Origin of the sequence: Microtetraspora malaysiensis (genome assembly GCF_050947145.1) — a bacterium.
Taxonomy (GTDB): domain Bacteria; phylum Actinomycetota; class Actinomycetes; order Streptosporangiales; family Streptosporangiaceae; genus Microtetraspora_A; species Microtetraspora_A malaysiensis.
This window is the reverse complement of record NZ_CP191998.1, coordinates 3,534,107-3,551,152: the sequence shown is the minus strand read 5'-3', so window position 1 is coordinate 3,551,152 and position 17,046 is coordinate 3,534,107. Positions and strand designations below refer to the sequence as shown.

Here is a 17,046-nt window from a genome sequence, read left to right as displayed (position 1 = left end):
TACCGGTCGGTAGCATTTTTCCGCAACCGGCCGGGGAGCGCGTCAACGTCCGCGCGCGGCGTAGTGCGGGACGGTCACCATCGGCGGGCGCTCGGCGACGGAGACGTCCCGAACGATCGGCTCGTGGCCGGGATCGCCTCCGGAAACGCCGCGCCGGAACTGGGTGAGCTGAGGAGAGGGCGCGTGCAGCGACACGATGCGGTTCTGGCGCTCAAGCCGCGACCACGCGGTGTACATGATCTGCCCGGCCATGCCGCCCAGCGCCTCGGTGGACTGGTGGGAGTGGACCCGCCGCCCGAGGTCCACCTGTGCCAGCGCGTCCAGCCCGGCCAGGTCGAGCAGGTCGATCAGCAGGCCGAGCTCCACGCCGTACCCGGTGACGAAGGGCACCCGCTCCAGGGCGCTGCGCCGCCCGGCGTACTCGCCCGCGAGCGGCTGGACGAACCCGGCCAGCAGCGGCCAGTGCAGGTTGAGGAGCGGGCGGGCCACCAGCTCGGTCACCCGGCCGCCGCCGCCCTGCAGCTCCGACAGCGGCCGGTCGTAGCACCCCTTGACGTACACGATCGAGGGGTCGGCCAGCAGCGGGCCGAGCAGCCCCGTCACGAACGACGTGCGGAACTCACGCAGGTCGGCGTCGACGAAGACGACGAGGTCGCCGGTGGTCACGGCGAGCGACTTCCACAGCGCCTCGCCCTTGCCGTCGAGCGGGTGCAGGTCGCACAGGATCTCGTCCTGGGCGAAGACCTTCGCCCCCGCCTGCAGCGCCTGGGCCGCGGTCTCGTCGGTGGACCGCGAGTCGATGACGACGAGCTCGTCGACCAGCGGCACCGCCTCGACGAGGTCATGCCGGATCGCCGAGACGATCTCGCCGACGGTCTCGGCCTCGTTCCTGGCCGGCAGCACGACGCTGATCCTCGTGGCGCCCTTGGCCTCCATCAGGGCCCCTACGGGCCAGTCGGCCGAGGATGACGTACGGCCGCGCAGCCAGGTTTCCACCTCAGGCAGCACGCACAATCCTCATTTCTCCGCCGCAGTCCACAGTTATTACCTTATGGTGTCCGATCGCGCTCGGCAGTCGGGGCGCGCGCCGCCCGGACGGCGTCACCTCGACCGTACGGCGGCGGCGAGCAGGATGAGGGCGGCCCCGGCGACGAGGGCCGCGGCGACGGCGGCCACCAGCACCGTGAAGCCGTGCGCCGCGAGCGCGGAGGCGGCCTGCGGCCCGAGACTCGCACCGACGAACAGGACGAACGTGAAGAGGGAGACCGCCGTGCCGCGCGCCCGCCCGGCGAGGCCGCCGACCGTCTCGATCACGCTTGGCGCGGCCACGCCGATGGCGAAGGCGAAGACGGCCAACAGCACCGCCAGCCCGACGAGGCCGGGATCGGTCACCGCGACGGCGGCGGCGCTCACGGCGGCCAGCATCAGGGCCAGCCCGGCCCGCCGGGCGGGGGCGATCACGGCCAGCCGCGGCGTGACGAAGGGGATGACCACGAACGCGGGCAATGCCGTGGAGCGCAGCGCCAGCAGCGCGGCCGGGTCTCCGGCGATCTCGGCGGGTCCGTCGAGCTGGAGCGCGGTGTAGACGGCGACGAACGCGCCGAGGATCACCAGCGTGGCGGTGTAGACGAGCACGAGCCGGGGGTCGCGGAGCAGGGCGGGGACGGCGGCGTAGGGGTTGGCGACCGCGCCGCCGGGCGCGTCCGGGAGCATCACCCGGGCGAGCACCAGCGCCATGACGGCGAAGGCGGCGCCGCCGGCGAGGAACACCGCCCGCCATCCGGCGAGGTCGGCGAGGGCCTTGGCGGCGAGCTGCCCGATGACCGCCGAGGCCAGGAACGCGGAGGTCACGGAGGTCATGGTGACGCCACGGCGGCGGGGTTCGACGCGCTCGGCGACGTAGGCGAACGCGACGGGCGCGAAGGCGGCCGTGGCGACGCCTTCGGCGAAGCGCAGCGCGACGGCCGCGCCCACCCCGGTGCTCAGGGCCACCGCCGCCGTCGCGAGCGCGGTCGCCGCCATGCCGGACGTGATCACGCGGCGCCTGCCGTACCGGTCGGAGAGCGGGCCGAAGACCAGGAAACCGCCCGCGTAGCCGAACCCGAACGCGCTGACGAGCCAGGTGAGGGTGACCGGCGAAGCGCCCCATTGGCTCGACATGGCGCCGATGAGGGGGATGACACCGTAGAGGTGGCCGGTGGCGAGCAGGCCGGTCAGCACGAACGCGAGCAGGGTGCGCCCGAAGGGTGCCCAGGCCGGGGCGGGCGTGGCGGAGCCCCGGCGAGCGGGGCGGGAGGACGGGGAAAGGACTGTCGTCATGCCCGAGGACGGTAGCCAACCAACTAGTTGGATGTCAACCAACTAGTTGGTAGCGCCCGGTCCGATTGCGGCCTATCCTGGAGCCCGGCACGTCAGCACCATCGGGAGGGGCCCTCGGATGTCACCCAAGGATTCGACCGCCGCGACCAGGGCGGCCCTCCTCGAGGCGGCCCGCGTCGAGTTCGCCGCGAAGGGCGTGGCCGGGGCGCGCGTCGACACCATCGCCGAGCGCGCCGGGGTGAACAAGGAGCGCATCTACGGGCACTTCGGCAGCAAGGAGAAGCTGTTCGACGCCGTCGTCGTCACCGCGCTCGACCAGGTCACCGAGGCCGTGTCGATGCCCGGGAAGGACGCGGCCGACTACGTGGGCCGGCTGTACGACTACTACCGCGAGCATCCGGACCTGGTCCGGCTGCTGATGTGGGAGGCGCTGCACTACGGAGGTGAGAAGCTCCTGCCCGGGCAGGAGCGGCGGGTGGACAAGTGCGGCCGCAAGACCGTGTCCCTGGCCGAGGGCCTGGGCCGCGAGCCGTCGCCGCAGGTCGCGCGCACCATGCTCATGCTCATCGGCATGGCCATGTGGCCCACGGCGATGCCCCAGTTGAACCGGATCTTCCTCGGTGCGGACGGAGCCGCCGACCACGACGCGATGCGCGACAGCGTCGTGGAGTTCGTCCGGGCCGCCCTGGACTGAGGGGCCGCACCGGCCCGCCCGGACTTCCCGGCCCCTGAGCCGGCGGACCCGGCCGGGGCGCCGGATCGGCGCGGCGGGCCCCGGCCGGGCGACCTACGCGCGCGGACCCTGATGGTCAGGAGGCGGCGTGCCGCTCCAGGAACGCGTACACGTCGGCCTCGTCCACGCCGGGGAACGACCCCGGGGGCAGCGCGGCGAGCACGTGTGAGTTCGCCCGCGCCGAGGGCCACGCGTAGCCCTCCCAGCGCTGGGCCAGCTCGGCGGGCGGGCGGCGGCAGCACTCGCCGTTCGGGCAGTTGGACCTGGTCCGGTTCGTGGTCTCGCGGCCCCGGAACCAGCGCGACTCGCGGAACGGCACGCCGAGCGTGATCGCGTAGTCCTTGCCCTGGGACGGGTCCACGTGGGCGACGCAGAAGTACGTCCCGGTCGGCGAGTCGGAGTACTGGTAGTACACCGAGAACCGGTCCGGCGACAGGAACACCTGGCGGCCCGACCACTGCACGCACATCCGCTGGCCCTCGATCGCGCCCTGCTCGTCCGCGGGGAAGACGATGCCGTCGTTCTCGTACGCCTTGTAGATGGTCCCGCCGGCGTCGTTGCGGACGAAGTGGCAGACCAGGTCGAGATGGCGGGTGGCCAGGTTGGTGAACCGGTGCGCCGCCATCTCGTACGACACGGCGAAGACGTCGCGCAGGTCCTCCACCGACAGCGCCCGGTCCTGCTTGGCCTCCCGCAGGTACGGCGCGGCCGCCGCCTCGGGCACGAGCACGGCGGCGGCGAAGTAGTTGGCCTCCACCCGCAGGCGGAGGAAGTCGGCGAAGTCGCGCGGCTTGTGGTGCTGGAGCGCGAAGTGGCCGAGGGTCTGCAGGAGCACGGTGCGCGGGGTGTGCATGCCGAGCTGCTCGCGCTTGAGGTAGATGCGCCGGTTGCGCAGGTCGGTCACGGACCGGGCCGAGCGCGGGAGGTCCTGCGCGGTGTGCACGGTGAACCCGAAGTACGACACGAGCGCCTGCACGGTGCTCTCCGACAGCGCGCCGGCGCGGTAGCCCACGGCGGCCAGCGCCGCGGCCGCGGCCTTCTCGATCTCCTCGAAGTAGTTGCCCAGCTCGCGCTGCTTGCGGCGCAGTTCGGCGTTGGCCGCGCGCGCCTCCTCCGGCGTCGCCGTCCCCTTGGCCTGGCGGGCCTTGAGTTCCTCGTACAGGCCGAGGATGTGCTCCAGGACGTCGTTGGTGACGCGGGCGGAGACCTTCAGCCTGCTCAGCCCGAGGCTCGCGTACAGCGGGTCCCGCTGGGCCTCCTCCAGCGCGATCTCGAGCTGCGCCCTCCGGTTGGGGGCCTGGCGGCGCAGCAGCTCCTCCACGGGGACGCTCAGCGCGGCGGCCAGGGACTTCAGCAGCGACAGCTTCGGCTCCCGCTTGCCGTTCTCCAGCAGTGAGAGCTGGCTCGGGGCGCGGCTGACGCGTTCGCCCAGCTCCGAGAGGGTGAGGCCGCGCTGCTTGCGCAGATGCCGGAGCCGCTGCCCGAAGGCCAGGAGATCGAGCTCCTGTGTCAAAGACAGCGGTTCTTCACCAAGCATGGACGGCATACCCGGATCATATGCGAAATTTCGCCGTTTCTTCCAGGTTGGAGGCGTCCGCAACACCCCGCATGACCTCCTGCCTGCGGCGGCCTCCGAGCCCGGCGCCGACGGCTCCGCGGCAGTTGCGGGCGCCCGCCATTGGTCTAGTCCAGAGAGAAAAGTCCGCGTTTCTTCTCTGCTGAATACTCACGAGTCTTGACTTAGGCAGAAATTTCATCGCTTTTCATGTCGATCTCGGGTTGCTGGATCTCCCCACCGCGCCGGAAACTCGAACCAAGCACCCAGGTGACGACAAAGCGCCTCAAACAGGGCAGCTGTCCTGTAGCGAGCGGCAGCAACAAGGGAGTGACGGACAATGTCGGACCGGTTCACGGAGGCCGCGCGGCGGCTCCAGGACGACTGGGACACCAACCCCCGCTGGAAGGACGTCGAGCGCACGTACACCGCGGAAGACGTCGTGCGGCTGCGCGGCTCCGTCCAGGAGGAGCACACGCTGGCCCGGCTCGGCGCGGAGCGGCTGTGGCATCTGCTGCGGACCGAGGACTACGTGAACTCGCTGGGCGCGCTCACCGGGAACCAGGCGGTTCAGCAGGTCAAGGCCGGCCTGAAGGCCATCTACCTGTCCGGCTGGCAGGTCGCCGCCGACGCCAACCTGGGCGGGCAGACCTACCCGGATCAAAGCCTCTACCCCGCCAACTCGGTGCCCGCCGTCGTGCGGCGCATCAACAACGCGCTGCTGCGCGCCGACCAGATCACCTGGGCCGAGGGCGACGAGAACGCGCCCCACTGGCTGGCGCCGATCGTGGCCGACGCCGAGGCCGGCTTCGGCGGCGTGCTCAACGCGTTCGAGCTGATGAAGGGCATGATCGCGGCCGGCGCGGCGGGCGTGCACTGGGAGGACCAGCTCGCCTCCGAGAAGAAGTGCGGCCACCTGGGCGGCAAGGTGCTCATCCCGACCGCCCAGCACATCAAGACCCTCAACGCGGCCCGGCTCGCCGCCGACGTCGCCGGAGTCCCCTCGCTGATCATCGCGCGGACCGACGCCCAGGCCGCGACCCTGCTCACCAGCGACGTCGACCCCCGCGACCAGGCGTTCTGCACCGGCGACCGCACCGCGGAGGGTTTCTACCGGGTGCGCAACGGCGTGGACGCCTGCGTCGCCCGCGGTCTGGCGTACGCGCCGCACTCCGACCTGCTGTGGATGGAGACCTCCACGCCCGACCTCGACGTGGCCCGCACGTTCGCGGAGGCGATCAAGGCGCGGTACCCCGACCAGATGCTCGCCTACAACTGCTCGCCGTCGTTCAACTGGAGGCAGCACCTGGACGACTCCACGATCGCCAAGTTCCAGCGGGAGCTGGGGCACATGGGGTACAAGTTCCAGTTCATCACGCTGGCCGGCTTCCACTCACTCAACTACTCGATGTTCGACCTCGCCCGCGGCTACGCCGAGGAGGGCATGCCGGCCTACGTCGAGCTGCAGGAGCGGGAGTTCGCGGCCGAGCCCCGCGGCTACACCGCCACCCGCCACCAGCGCGAGGTCGGCACCGGATACTTCGACCTGGTCAGCACGGCCATCGCGCCGGACTCCTCGACGACGGCCCTGAAGGGCTCGACCGAGGAGGAGCAGTTCACGCAGGCTCACTGACCGGCGGGAGCGGGTGACGTCCTCTCCCCCTTCGGGACGCGCCCCGGCCAGGTCGAGGCCGAAGGCCCCGCCGGCACGCCGCAGGTCACCCTCCGGGACCAGACGGCGGCCGGCGGGGCCTTCCCGCTCCCCGGGACGGCCGTCCCGGGGAGGTCGGGATCAGAGCCGCACGGCGCGGGCGTACCAGCGTCCGTCCACCGGGTGGATGAGCAGCCGCCGGCCGAAGCAGTCCGAGAGGTTCGCGCCGGTCAGCACCTCGCCGACCGGACCGCCGACGACGACGCGGGTGTCGCGCATCAGCAGGGCGTGCGTGGTGCTCGCCGGCACCTCCTCCAGGTGATGGGTCACCAGGACCGTGGTCAGATCGGAGCGGGCCGCCGCCAGGTTCTCCAGGGCCTCGATCAGGTCCTCGCGGGCCGGCAGGTCGAGCCCGGAGAACGGCTCGTCCAGCAGCAGGATCGCCGGGTCGGCCATCAGCGCCCTGGCCACCCGCACCCGCGCCTTCTCACCCTGGGAGCAGACGCCGAACGGCCGGTCCCCCAGGTCCTTGCAGCCGAGGTCGGCCAGCAGACGGTGCGCCCGCTCCCGCTCGGCGTCGCCGTACTTGTCCCAGAGGGGGGCGCTCGTTCCGGTGTGACCGGTGAGCACCACCGTGAGGGCGGTGGCGCCCTCCTCCTCCAGCAGCGCCTCGTCGACCAGCCGCTGGCTCGCCGCGACCAGGCCGATGTGCCGCCGCAGCTCCCGCAGGTCCACCCGGCCGAGCCGCCGGCCCAGCACCTCGGCCGTCCCCGACGTCGGGTGCCGTACGGCCGCGGCGACCGAGAGCATCGTGGTCTTCCCGGCGCCGTTGGGGCCGAGCACGACCCAGTGCTGGCCGTACTCCACGCGCCAGTCGATGTCAGCCACGAGGGTGCGGCCGGCCGCGCGGACGGTGATGCCGTTCAGTTCGAGGGCTGCTCCATCGGTACTCATGGGGTCAAGGATGCAACAGCGGCCGCCGCGCTCGCGGCGATCGTCCGAGGGATGGACTCAGGCGGCGGCGGTGTCCGAGCCGCCGGCCCGCTCCTCGACCGCGCGCAGGAAACGGGCCACGTGGCGGAAGAAGATCCGTGCTTCGGGCACCACGTCGGCCAGGATCGGGAACACGTGCGGCATCCGGCGCCACTCCTCGTACGTCACCGGAACGCCGTTCTCCCGGGCGCTCAGCGTGACCCTCCGGGCCTCGTTGCGCAGGATCTCGGTCGAGCCGGTCACGATCATGAGCGGCGGGATGCCCGTGTAGTCGCCGAACACCGGGGAGACCAGCGGGTCGCGGCAGTCGAGGCCGGCCGTCCACTGGCGGGCGAGCCAGTCCACCCGGCCCGCCGGAAGCATCGGGTCCAGCCACCGGTTGTCCCTGCGGCAGCCGTCGCTCAGGTCGGTCCACGGGGACAGGCAGATCGCGGCGGCGGGCAGCGGCAGCCCGCGGTCCCGCAGCGCCAGCAGTGTGGCCAGGGTGAGGTGCCCGCCGGCCGAGTCACCGGCCAGCAGCACGTCCTTGGCCCCGAACCCCCGGTCGAGCAGGCACTCGTACGCGCTCAGGGCGTCGCCGAGGGACTCGGAGAGGGAGTGGACCGGCCCCTGCCGGTAGTCCAGCGCGATCACCGGCCGCCGCGCGGCGGCCGACAGCCGCCAGGTGATCGGCCGGTGGGTGGCCGGGGAGCATATGAAATATGCGCCGCCATGGAAGTAGAGCACCACTTTGCTCTCGTCCAGGCCGGCGCCGCCCCGCACCCACTCGCCCGAGCAGCCGTTGAGGCGGGCGCGGGCGGTGGACGCCTCCGGCGGCAGCCGTCCCGGCACCCACTGTCCGAGGCCGATCAGCCTGCTGGCCAGGGCCATTCCGGCCGTGTGCCGCAGGAGGACGGCGGAGAGCGGGCGCGCGGTGCCGCGGAGGATGCCGTTGAAGGCGGCGGCCTGCCAGCTCACGGGGTAACCGGGATGGATGTCGACATCGATCTCGGATTTCACGCTGACCTCCACTCCCGCCTCGTGAGAGCGCCGTCTCCTGAAAGCCTCTCTCCTCAGAGCATCGCCGTGGACCGTCGCTCTTGCCGCTGGATACCGGATAGGCCGGAAACACTTCACTATATGTCGCTATATGCGGAAACCCCTCTGCCCAGAAAATCCCCGGTCAGACCTGCGCGTCCATTCCCGATCGGCGTCCGATCGGACGGGGCAGGAGAGGCTTTCGGGGCGGACGAGGCGCGCGGGACGGCCGCCGGTTCAGGCCGCCCGTAAATCCATTGCGTCCGTCCGGCTCGGGCGGCTAGGTTCCGTCGTTCGTGCCGCCATTTCATCGGAGGTTCCTCACTCAACCACCCCTCTTATCCCTTTATGCCCAACTTGTCCGGTACGGCTTCCGCAAGCACGCAACATATTGGGGAGCGGCCGCGGCGGGCGCGTTCACCAACACCGTCTTCGGCGTCCTGCGGGCGTACGTGCTGATCGCCCTGTGGCGGGCCCGCCCCGGCCTCGGCGGGTACGACATCGCCGACGCGGTGACCTTCTGCTTCCTGACCCAGGCGTACATCGGGCCGATGCAGGTCTTCGGCGGCGGGCTGGAGGTCACCCAGCGCATCCGGACCGGCGACATCGCCCTCGACCTGGTGCGCCCGGCCCCGCTCCTCCTCTGGAGCCTGGCGCAGGACCTCGGCCGGGCCGGCTACCTCTTCCTCGCGCGCAGCCTCCCGCCGACCGTCGCCGGGACGCTGCTGTTCGGGATCGTCCTGCCCGGAGACGTCGCGGTGTGGGCGGCGTTCGCCGCGAGCTTCGCACTGGGCATCGTGATCAGCTTCGGCTGGCGCTACATCGTCGCGATGGCGACCTGCTGGCTCCGCGACGATCGGGGCCTCGCGGTCGTGTCCCTGGTCCTGACCACGTTCTTCAGCGGCCTGATGCTGCCGCTGGTGATCTTCCCCGAGCCGCTCGGGACCATCGCCGGCGCCCTCCCCTGGGCCGCGATGGTCCAGGTGCCCGCCGACGTCTACCTCGGCAAGGCCGACGTCCCCGGCGCGCTCGCGTTCCAGGCGATGTGGGCCGCCGTCCTGCTGTCCCTGGGCGCCCTCATCACCCGGGCGGCCCGGCGGAAGGTGGTCATCGATGGCGGGTGAGTGCTGATGCGCGTCTATCTCCTGCTCATCTGGACGTGGACCAGGGCCGCGGCACGCTACCCCACCTCGTTCGCGCTGATGACCGTCGCCGGGACGGTCACCGCCGGGCTGGAGGTCGCCGCCATCTGGATCGTGTTCAGCAACACCACGACGCTCGGCGGCTTCGACGTCTCCGAGGTCATGTTCCTGTACGGCACGGCGGGCCTGCCGTTCTCCGTCGCCGACCTCCTCTTCGGCAACACCGACCGGATCAGCCAGCACATCAAGGCCGGCACGTTCGACGCCATGCTGGTCCGGCCGGTCGGCACGTTCGTCCAGATCGCCGCCGACCGGTTCACACCGCACCGCGCCGGACGCGTGCTCCAGGCCGCGATCGTCCTCGGGGTCGCCCTCGCCCGGCTGGACGTGCCCGCGTCGCGGGCCTGGATGATCCCCGTCATGGTCGCCTGCGGCATCGTGATCTTCACCTCGATCTGGGCCCTCGGCGGCGCGCTCCAGTTCCTGCTCACCGACGCACCCGAGGTCACCAACGCCTTCACGTACGGCGGGGTCACGCTCACCCAGTACCCGCTCACCGTCTACGGCGCCGACCTGGTGCGGGGCGTCACCTACGTCCTGCCGCTGGCGTTCGTCAACTGGCAGCCGGGCCTGTACGTCCTGGGCCGCGCGGACCCCCTGGGCCTGCCGTACGCGCTGCGTTTCCTCTCTCCGGCCGCGGCGGCGGCGCTGGCGGTCGTCGCCGCGTTCGCCTGGCGTGCCGGAGTCCGCCGCTACCGATCGACAGGGAGCTAGACCACATGATCGACGCAGACCGCATCGGCCGGTCGTTCCGGATCCGGGGCGCCACCGTGCACGCCGTGCGCGACCTGTCCTTCCACGTGGCGGCCGGCGAGTTCGTCGGCTGCCTCGGCCCGAACGGCGCGGGCAAGTCCACCACCATCAAGATGCTCACCGGCATCCTCGCGCCCACCTCCGGCCGGGTCACCGTGGCCGGCCTGGACCCGACCCGGCGCCGAACGGCGGTCGCGCGAGATCGGTGTGGTGTTCGGACAGCGGACCACCCTGTGGTGGGACCTCCCGTTGCGGGACAGCTTCGAACTGGTCCGGCTCCTTTACAAAGTAGATCGCATACGGTTCCGGGAGCGGCTCGGCGAGCTGACCGAGCGGCTCCGGCTGGGCGAGTTCCTCGCGACCCCGGTCCGCCAGCTCAGCCTCGGGCAGCGCATGCGCGGCGACATCGCCGCCGCGCTGCTGCACGACCCGTCACTGCTGGTGCTCGACGAGCCCACGATCGGGCTCGACATCGTCAGCAAGGCCGAGGTTCGCGCGTTCCTGCGCGACCTGAACACCGAGCGCGGAACCACCGTCCTGCTGACCACCCACGACGTCGGCGACGTCGAACGGCTGTGCCGCAGGGTGATCCTGATCGACCACGGGCGGCTGGCCTTCGACGGCACCGTGGACGAACTGCGCGCCACGGTGCCGGGCGAGACGTCGATCGAGGACGTCGTCGCCCACCTCTACCTCAATAGCTCTGCTCTGCGAACTCGTCCTCCTCGTCCCGGAGAGGACTCGCCCACCGCGACGGCATGAGCACCGGCAGGAACAGGGCGACGCCCAGCGCGCCGTACACGCCGGTGGAGAGGAGGGCGACCATGCCCTGGCCCGCCTGGGCGACCTCGGCCTGGAGGGAGGTCGCGGTCGGGGCCAGGTCGAGCGCCCGCGGGACGTCCAGGGCGTAGACGACCGTCCAGGCGAGCAGCACGATCGACGGGACGAAGGCGGCGAGCGGCGAGGTCCGGCACACGAGCACCAGCCCGAGCAGCAGGCCCACGGCGGCGACCACGCCCAGAGCGATCAGCATCCGGCCGTCCCCCGAGGGGCTCACCTTGAGAATCTGCGCGCCGCGGGCCAGTTCCGGCGCGGCCCAACCGGCGCCGAAGAGGAGGGCGGCCGTGAGAAGCACACCGGTGAGCAACCCGAAGAAATGTCGCATAACAACCACCTCGTCTGGGAGCGCCCTGTGAGGGGGGTGCGGGCGCCCCGCGATTGGGCGTACACATTAGCGACAAATCCGATCTAAAGGCACACTTCTCGACGAGAGCCATCAGGACGTGACATCGCGGGAGGTGAAGCGGGCCCAGGCGAACGCGCCGGACACCGCGGCGTATCCCGCGAAGACCAGCAGGCCCGTGCCAATACGCCCGGTGTCCATCGGCGCCCGCAGCACGCCGTCGAACGCGTTCCACCACGAGGTCAGCAGGAACGGCCGGAGCGCCGACAACTGCGGGAACACCGCGAGCACCTGCGAGACGACCACCAGCACCACGCTCGCGGCGATCGCGCCGATCGGGTTCTCGGTCAGCGTCGAGAACATCAGCGCCAGCGCGCCGAGCGCCGCCATCCCCGCCGCCGCGTACAGCACCGCCAGCCCCACGCGCAGCAGGCCCTCGGCGAACGGCACGGTCGTGCCCGACAGCAGCGTGACCGGGCCGGTCGGGAACAGCGCCAGCCCGGCGACCAGCGCGGACACCGCGACCAGCGCGCACGCGGCCAGGCAGAAGACCAGGACGTTCGCGTACTTGAGCGCGAGCAGCCGGCCGCGGCCCGCCGGGGCGGTGAGCAGGTACCTGAGCGTGCCCTGGCTCGCCTCGCCCGCCACCGCGTCCCCCGCCACCACCGAGACGGCCAGCGGCAGGATCAGCGGCAACATGGCGGACAACGAGGTGAAAGCGAGGACGAGCCCGTTGCCCGCGACCCGCGCGATGATCGGTCCGGCGTCGCCGTCCGTGCTCGCGATCCGCACCGCCACCCCGAACAGCACCGGCACGACGGCGAGCACCGCGAGCATGGCCAGGTGCCGCGGCCTGCGGAAGGTCAGCGCCGTCTCGGACGCGAGCAGCCGCGCCGCCGCGCGTGCCGGCCCGGCCGCCCGGAGCGGCGCGGCGTGGGCGAGCGTCTCATGACTCGACATCGAAACCCTCCCCCGTGAGGCGGACGTAGACGTCTTCCAAGCTGGGCCGCACCACGGCGAAGCCGCGGACGGCGACGCCGTCCTCGACGAGCGCGGCGCAGATCCGCTCGGGCGGCGTGTCGCCCAGCTCGGCGGTGGCCACACCGCCCGCGTGGCTCACGGCCGTCAGGCCGAGCCCGGCGAGCACGGCCGCCGCCGCGCCCGCCTCCGGCGTCTCCACCCGGACCGAGACGGCCACGCCCGCGTGCAGCTCGGCGATCGGCCCCTGGGCGACCAGCCGCCCGGTGCGCATGACCCCGACGTGGGTGCACATCTGCTCCACCTCCGACAGCAGGTGGGAGGAGACGAACACCGTCGTGCCGTCCGCGGCCACCTCCTTGATCAGTGCGCGTACCTCCCTCGTGCCCTGGGGGTCCAGGCCGTTGGTCGGCTCGTCGAGGACGAGCAGCTCCCTGGGGCCGAGCAGGGTGGCCGCGATCGCCAGCCGGTGGCGCATCCCCAGGGAGTAGGCCCGGTAGCGCTTGCCCGCCGCGTTCCCGAGCCCCACCCGGTCGAGCGCCTCGCCGATGCGGCGGGCCGCCGTCCGCGGGTCGGAGCGGGGGTCGGCCGCGTCGAGGCGGCGCAGGTTGGCCTCGCCCGACAGGTACGGGTAGAAGGCCGGGCCCTCGACGAGGGCGCCGACCCTCGGCAGCGCCCTGGAGACGCCGTCCGGCATGGGCTCGCCGAGCACGGAACAGCGGCCGGACGTCGGCGTGACCAGTCCGAGCAGCATTCGGATGGTGGTCGTCTTCCCCGAACCGTTCGGCCCGAGGAAGCCGAAGACCGATCCGCGTGGCACGGCCAGGTGCAGGTCGTCCACGGCCACGTGGCCGCCGCGGAACCGCTTGGTCAGCCCGGCCGTGGCGATCGCGTGCCCGGTGTCGCCCGCGGCGGCCCGCTCCGCCCGGGCGCCGGGCCCGTACGCGGTCTCGTGGTCGTCGGGGTGGGGCGGGGCCGCCTCGCCGGACGGCCCCGCCTTCGTCGCCCTGCTCACGGGGCCGCCCGCCGCGCCCCGCTCACTTCGCCGCCGCCGCGGCGTACAGGACCTCGGGGGTGACGGCGCCCGCGAACATCCGGCCGTCGTCGGTGAGCAGCGCCGAGACGAGCTTCGTCCGGATCAGTCGCCCGCTCCCCCACTCCCCGCTGACCGGGGTGGCCACCTTCACCATGCCGTTCGCGAGGGAGGCGACGCCGTCCCTGTCCCGCGCGCCCTTCGCCCGGTCCGCCGCCCCGGCCAGGTCACCCTCGAAGCCCTTCGGAAGGGACACGACGACCACCCGGTCCCAGCCGTCCCCGACGACGCGCGGCGCGGCGCCGTCATGCCCGTCCACGCCGTCCATGCCGTCCTTGCCGTGCGGTCCGCGCGCGATCGACGGCGCCGTCGTCTCCTCGACCTTCGCCCGGGGCGGGGGCGTGAAGGCGAAGTTCTCCGGCGCGGGCGGGGTGAACGTCACCGAGTCGAAGCCGACCTCGAACGCCGGCTCCGCCGTCCCCTTCGCGTAGAGCTGGACGCGCAGCGGGACGAGGGTCTCGCCGTCGATCGCCAGCCGCACCTCCTTGACCAGCGATCCGGCTTCCTTGGGCGTGAGCACCACCTGGTACGCGGCGCGGCCGGCGACGGTCGCGTCCTCGCTGATGGCGATCTCGGTGTCCGTGCCCGCCGCCCGCAGCGCCTCCTCGGCCGCCTGCGCCGGGGTGACCGTCTTCGCGTACGGCACGGCGTCCGGCCGCCCGGCTCCGTCCGGCGCGCCCTTGACCCGGGTGGCCGTGTTGGCGGCGCTGTCCCACCACCACACCTGGTCGCCGTTCACGACGAGGTCGCTCTCGTTCATCTCATCGGGCACCATCAGGCGGAGCCGGTCGGGCCCGCCGTACCAGACCTTGGCCTGGTGGGAGCCGGACAGCAGGCCAAGCGGCGAGGTCGCACCGCCGGCGGCCGGCAGCGCGGGCAGTCCGAGGGACGCGGTCTCGACGATGGTGCCCGACATCTGCGGCAGCCGTCCCGACTGCCACTTCTCGGCGGCGTCGGCGAGCAGCTCGGCGGCGGTGCGACGGGGAAGGGACGGCTCCCCCTGGACCGCCGCGATCACCGGCCCGGCCGCCACGACGCCGGCGACCACCGCCACGGCGGCGACGGGCACGCCCCACCTCACGGCGTGTGTTCCAATACGCATGTCATGCCTCCACTGTGCTGAATCACCCGGTTTCCCGCGCGAAACGGAACAAATGTCATCGGATCCGATCGATCCGACGTTCCGTAGCCTGCGCGCCCGAACCTGAGCCGAAGCTGAGACGACCTGAGAGGGCTCTCAGCCGGATCTCAGGAGAAACCCGCCAAGATGGGGCAATGCGGGTGCTGGTTGTCGAAGACGAACGAAGGATGGCGGCGGCCCTGAAGCGGGGCCTGCAGGCGGAGGGGTTCGCGGTCGATCTCGCCCACGACGGCGAGGACGGCCTGCACTGCGCCCGTACGGGCGAGTACGACGTCGTGGTGCTCGACATCATGCTGCCCAAGCTGTCCGGCTACAACGTGTGCAAGCGGCTGCGCGCCGAGGAGAACTGGGTGCCGATCCTGATGCTGTCGGCCAAGGACGGCGAGTACGACATGGCCGACGGGCTCGACCTCGGCGCCGACGACTACCTCGCGAAGCCGTTCTCGTACGTCGTGCTGGTGGCCCGGCTGCGGGCGCTGCTGCGGCGCGGCGGCACCCGGCGGCCCGCCGTGCTGCGGGCCGGAGATCTGTCCCTCGATCCCGCGCGCCGCCTGGTCGCGCGCGGCGAGACGCCCATCGAGCTGACGCCCCGCGAGTTCTCGCTGCTGGAGTTCCTGATGCGACGGCACGACGAGGTGGTCTCGAAGTCCGAGATCCTCGAACACGTGTGGGACACCTACGACACCGACCCCAATGTCGTCGAGGTGTACGTCGGCTACCTCCGTCGCAAGATCGACACGCCGTTCGGGCGGAACACGCTCCAGACTGTGCGCGGCGCCGGATACCGGCTGGTCGGCGATGGAAACTGAGCCGCCCCGTCGCAGGCCCGGAAGCGGCCCGGCCGGATGGTGGCGGCGCAGGAGCCTGCGGTTCCGGCTGACCGCGACCGCCTCGGCGGTCCTGGCCCTCGCCCTGGCGGCCTCCGCGTACGTGTTCGTCGGCGTCCTCGGCAATGCACTGGCCGGCACGATCGACGACGAGGTGTACCAGCGCGCCCGCGAGGTGGTCGCGCTGGCCGACGACGGACGGCTCGGCGACCGGATCGTCACGACGGACAACACGATCGTCCAGGTGCTCGACTCCTCCGGGCGGATCGTCAACGCGACCCCGGGCACCGACCGCCTGGTCCCGCTGCTCGGGGCGGATCGGCGGGAGCGCGCCGTACGCTCGGGCCGTCCCGTGTTCCTGGACGGCAGGCCGTACGGGATCCCCGGCCCGCTGCGGGCGCGGGTGCTCAGCGCCGACGCCGGGCGCACCGTCATCGCGGCGCGGTCGTTCACGGAGGTCCAGGGCAGCCTGACGACCACCGGTCACGTGCTGGTCGTCGGGACACCGCTGCTTCTGGTCCTGCTCGCGGCGGCGTCGTGGCTGGTCATCGGCAGGACGCTGCGGCCGATCGCGCTTTTGCGCAGAGGCGCGGCCGAGATCAGCGGGACGGCGCGGGCCAGGCGGCTGCCGGTGCCCGAGTCGCGGGACGAGGTGCATTCCCTCGCCACGACGCTGAACGACATGCTGGCCCGGCTGGAGGCGGCCGACGCCCGGCAGCGCGCGCTCATCTCCGACGCGTCGCATGAGCTGCGCAGTCCGCTGGCCAGCATCCGGCTGCAACTGGAGGTCGCGCTCAGCCACCCGGAGGGGCAGGACTGGCGGGAGACCGCCGAGGGCGTGCTCGAGGACACGATGCGGCTGTCCCGGCTGGCCGAGGACCTGCTGGCGCTGGCCCGCCTCGACGAGGGGCGCACCGCCCGCCGGGAGCCGGTCGACCTCGCCGCGCTGGTCGAGCGGGCGGTCGAACGGCACAGCGTCACCGGCGACATCGCCCCCGGCGTCACCGTGGACGGCGACGCCCTCGACCTCGGCCGGGTGCTGACGAACCTGGTCGCCAACGCGGTGCGGCACGCCACGTCCACGGTGGTCGTCGCGCTGCACGCGGAGCCGCCCGGCGCCGGAGCTCCCCGGTCCGGTTCCGGATCGGCTCCTGGCAGGGGCACGGCCGGCGTCGCGCGAGGGGGCGCCACGGGAGGGGGTGTCGCGGTCCTGACCGTGACCGACGACGGCCCCGGGATCCCGGCGGAGGACCGGGAACGGGTCTTCGACCGGTTCACCCGACTGGACAGCGCGCGCAGCCGGGACGAGGGTGGCGCCGGGCTCGGCCTGGCGATCGTCCGCGACACCGTGCGCGCCCACGGGGGCACCGTTCACCTGGAGGACGCCGCCCCGGGCCTGCGCGCCGTCGTACGGCTGCCCCTCGCGGCCCCCGAGACGTCCCGGTAGGCGTCACCCCCGGGCCCGTGGCCGGGGCCGGGGCGGGGCCGGGGCGGGGCCGGGTAAAGGCTGCGCCTGAGCGGCGGGGCCACGCGAGTTCCGCCACAGCACGACATATACGTTGTGTGTCCAGGTCATCACAAATCGTATTGGGGGTGTGGCT

At 72.4% G+C, this 17,046-nt stretch carries 16 protein-coding genes and 1 pseudogene; 8 read left to right on the top strand and 9 right to left on the bottom strand.

Annotation, left to right across the window (positions count from 1 at the left end):
- Positions 1–42: 42 nt before the first annotated feature.
- Together ACQP1V_RS16745 and ACQP1V_RS16740 are read right to left on the bottom strand one after the other, a co-directional pair.
- Positions 43–1,008 carry a glucosyl-3-phosphoglycerate synthase gene (locus ACQP1V_RS16745; protein ID WP_387418116.1) on the bottom strand — a complete coding sequence of 322 codons (966 nt, stop codon included), beginning with the start codon at positions 1,006–1,008 and terminating at the stop codon, positions 43–45.
- A 93-nt stretch (positions 1,009–1,101) separates the two neighbouring features.
- A complete protein-coding gene (locus tag ACQP1V_RS16740) occupies positions 1,102–2,319 on the bottom strand; it encodes an MFS transporter (protein WP_433423847.1) in 1,218 nt (405 codons plus the stop codon).
- Between the two features lie 118 nt (positions 2,320–2,437).
- On the opposite strand from ACQP1V_RS16740, the gene ACQP1V_RS16735 reads away from it, so the two are divergent.
- A complete protein-coding gene (locus ACQP1V_RS16735) occupies positions 2,438–3,013 on the top strand; it encodes a TetR/AcrR family transcriptional regulator (protein WP_387418114.1) in 576 nt (191 codons plus the stop codon).
- A gap of 115 nt (positions 3,014–3,128) precedes the next feature.
- Here the strand turns inward: ACQP1V_RS16735 and ACQP1V_RS16730 are convergent, their stop codons facing one another.
- A complete protein-coding gene (locus ACQP1V_RS16730) occupies positions 3,129–4,598 on the bottom strand; it encodes a helix-turn-helix domain-containing protein (protein ID WP_067140302.1) in 1,470 nt (489 codons plus the stop codon).
- A 349-nt stretch (positions 4,599–4,947) separates the two neighbouring features.
- Between ACQP1V_RS16730 and aceA the strand changes: the two genes are divergently transcribed.
- A complete protein-coding gene (gene aceA / locus ACQP1V_RS16725) occupies positions 4,948–6,240 on the top strand; it encodes an isocitrate lyase (RefSeq protein ID WP_433423844.1) in 1,293 nt (430 codons plus the stop codon).
- Between the two features lie 159 nt (positions 6,241–6,399).
- Here the strand turns inward: aceA and ACQP1V_RS16720 are convergent, their stop codons facing one another.
- Together ACQP1V_RS16720 and ACQP1V_RS16715 are read right to left on the bottom strand one after the other, a co-directional pair.
- A complete protein-coding gene (locus ACQP1V_RS16720; RefSeq protein WP_067140307.1) occupies positions 6,400–7,212 on the bottom strand; it encodes an ABC transporter ATP-binding protein in 813 nt (270 codons plus the stop codon).
- Positions 7,213–7,269: 57 nt separating this feature from the next.
- Positions 7,270–8,250 (bottom strand): alpha/beta hydrolase, encoded by a 981-nt coding sequence (locus ACQP1V_RS16715; protein ID WP_387418112.1) that lies wholly within the window; start codon positions 8,248–8,250, stop codon positions 7,270–7,272.
- A 314-nt stretch (positions 8,251–8,564) separates the two neighbouring features.
- Here ACQP1V_RS16715 and ACQP1V_RS16710 point away from each other — a divergent pair, with 314 nt between their 5' ends.
- The 4 genes and pseudogenes from ACQP1V_RS16710 (at position 8,565) to ACQP1V_RS16695 (ending at position 10,985) form a co-directional block, all read left to right on the top strand.
- Positions 8,565–9,392, top strand: a complete 828-nt coding sequence (locus ACQP1V_RS16710) for an ABC transporter permease (RefSeq protein ID WP_433423839.1) — start codon at positions 8,565–8,567, stop codon at positions 9,390–9,392.
- Between the two features lie 6 nt (positions 9,393–9,398).
- Entirely contained in the window at positions 9,399–10,184 is a 786-nt protein-coding gene (locus ACQP1V_RS16705; RefSeq protein WP_433423836.1) for an ABC transporter permease, read from the top strand.
- Between the two features lie 5 nt (positions 10,185–10,189).
- Positions 10,190–10,622, top strand: a pseudogene (locus ACQP1V_RS16700) (ATP-binding cassette domain-containing protein); the annotation flags it as partial.
- The gene (locus ACQP1V_RS16695; RefSeq protein ID WP_433425859.1) at positions 10,617–10,985 is read left to right on the top strand and encodes an AAA family ATPase; all 369 of its coding nucleotides are present in this window, start codon (positions 10,617–10,619) and stop codon (positions 10,983–10,985) included. The pseudogene ACQP1V_RS16700 and the gene ACQP1V_RS16695, both read left to right, overlap by 6 nt.
- Here ACQP1V_RS16695 and ACQP1V_RS16690 read toward each other — a convergent pair.
- From ACQP1V_RS16690 to ACQP1V_RS16675, 4 genes are all read right to left on the bottom strand, one after another.
- Positions 10,918–11,388, bottom strand: coding sequence for a hypothetical protein (locus ACQP1V_RS16690; RefSeq protein WP_387418108.1), 471 nt, complete (start codon positions 11,386–11,388; stop codon positions 10,918–10,920). The two genes, ACQP1V_RS16695 and ACQP1V_RS16690, sit on opposite strands and share 68 nt — an antisense overlap.
- A gap of 111 nt (positions 11,389–11,499) precedes the next feature.
- Positions 11,500–12,366, bottom strand: a complete 867-nt coding sequence (locus ACQP1V_RS16685) for an ABC transporter permease (RefSeq protein ID WP_433423832.1) — start codon at positions 12,364–12,366, stop codon at positions 11,500–11,502.
- Entirely contained in the window at positions 12,353–13,399 is a 1,047-nt protein-coding gene (locus ACQP1V_RS16680; protein WP_433423829.1) for an ABC transporter ATP-binding protein, read from the bottom strand. Before ACQP1V_RS16680 ends, ACQP1V_RS16685 begins: the two co-directional genes overlap by 14 nt.
- Positions 13,400–13,421: 22 nt before the next feature.
- On the bottom strand, positions 13,422–14,579 hold the full coding sequence (locus ACQP1V_RS16675; protein ID WP_433423826.1) for a LolA family protein: 1,158 nt from the start codon (positions 14,577–14,579) through the stop codon (positions 13,422–13,424).
- A 173-nt stretch (positions 14,580–14,752) separates the two neighbouring features.
- Between ACQP1V_RS16675 and ACQP1V_RS16670 the strand changes: the two genes are divergently transcribed.
- A complete protein-coding gene (locus ACQP1V_RS16670; RefSeq protein WP_387418104.1) occupies positions 14,753–15,427 on the top strand; it encodes a response regulator transcription factor in 675 nt (224 codons plus the stop codon).
- Positions 15,417–16,892: a sensor histidine kinase gene (locus ACQP1V_RS16665; RefSeq protein WP_433423821.1), complete on the top strand. Its 1,476-nt coding sequence runs from the start codon at positions 15,417–15,419 to the stop codon at positions 16,890–16,892. The genes ACQP1V_RS16670 and ACQP1V_RS16665 overlap by 11 nt, the downstream gene beginning before the upstream one ends.
- Positions 16,893–17,046 lie beyond the last annotated feature (154 nt).

Bases quoted from the DNA above. Each gene is read 5' to 3' on its own strand.
- ACQP1V_RS16690 (WP_387418108.1), bottom strand. From the start codon at position 11,388: ATGCGACATTTCTTCGGGTTGCTCACCGGTGTGCTTCTCACGGCCGCC.
- ACQP1V_RS16730 (WP_067140302.1), bottom strand. From the start codon at position 4,598: ATGCCGTCCATGCTTGGTGAAGAACCGCTGTCTTTGACACAGGAGCTC.
- ACQP1V_RS16665 (WP_433423821.1), top strand. From the start codon at position 15,417: ATGGAAACTGAGCCGCCCCGTCGCAGGCCCGGAAGCGGCCCGGCCGGA.
- ACQP1V_RS16670 (WP_387418104.1), top strand. From the start codon at position 14,753: ATGCGGGTGCTGGTTGTCGAAGACGAACGAAGGATGGCGGCGGCCCTG.
- ACQP1V_RS16735 (WP_387418114.1), top strand. From the start codon at position 2,438: ATGTCACCCAAGGATTCGACCGCCGCGACCAGGGCGGCCCTCCTCGAG.
- ACQP1V_RS16675 (WP_433423826.1), bottom strand. From the start codon at position 14,579: ATGCGTATTGGAACACACGCCGTGAGGTGGGGCGTGCCCGTCGCCGCC.
- ACQP1V_RS16720 (WP_067140307.1), bottom strand. From the start codon at position 7,212: ATGAGTACCGATGGAGCAGCCCTCGAACTGAACGGCATCACCGTCCGC.
- ACQP1V_RS16685 (WP_433423832.1), bottom strand. From the start codon at position 12,366: ATGTCGAGTCATGAGACGCTCGCCCACGCCGCGCCGCTCCGGGCGGCC.
- ACQP1V_RS16695 (WP_433425859.1), top strand. From the start codon at position 10,617: ATGCGCGGCGACATCGCCGCCGCGCTGCTGCACGACCCGTCACTGCTG.
- ACQP1V_RS16740 (WP_433423847.1), bottom strand. From the start codon at position 2,319: ATGACGACAGTCCTTTCCCCGTCCTCCCGCCCCGCTCGCCGGGGCTCC.
- aceA (WP_433423844.1), top strand. From the start codon at position 4,948: ATGTCGGACCGGTTCACGGAGGCCGCGCGGCGGCTCCAGGACGACTGG.
- ACQP1V_RS16705 (WP_433423836.1), top strand. From the start codon at position 9,399: ATGCGCGTCTATCTCCTGCTCATCTGGACGTGGACCAGGGCCGCGGCA.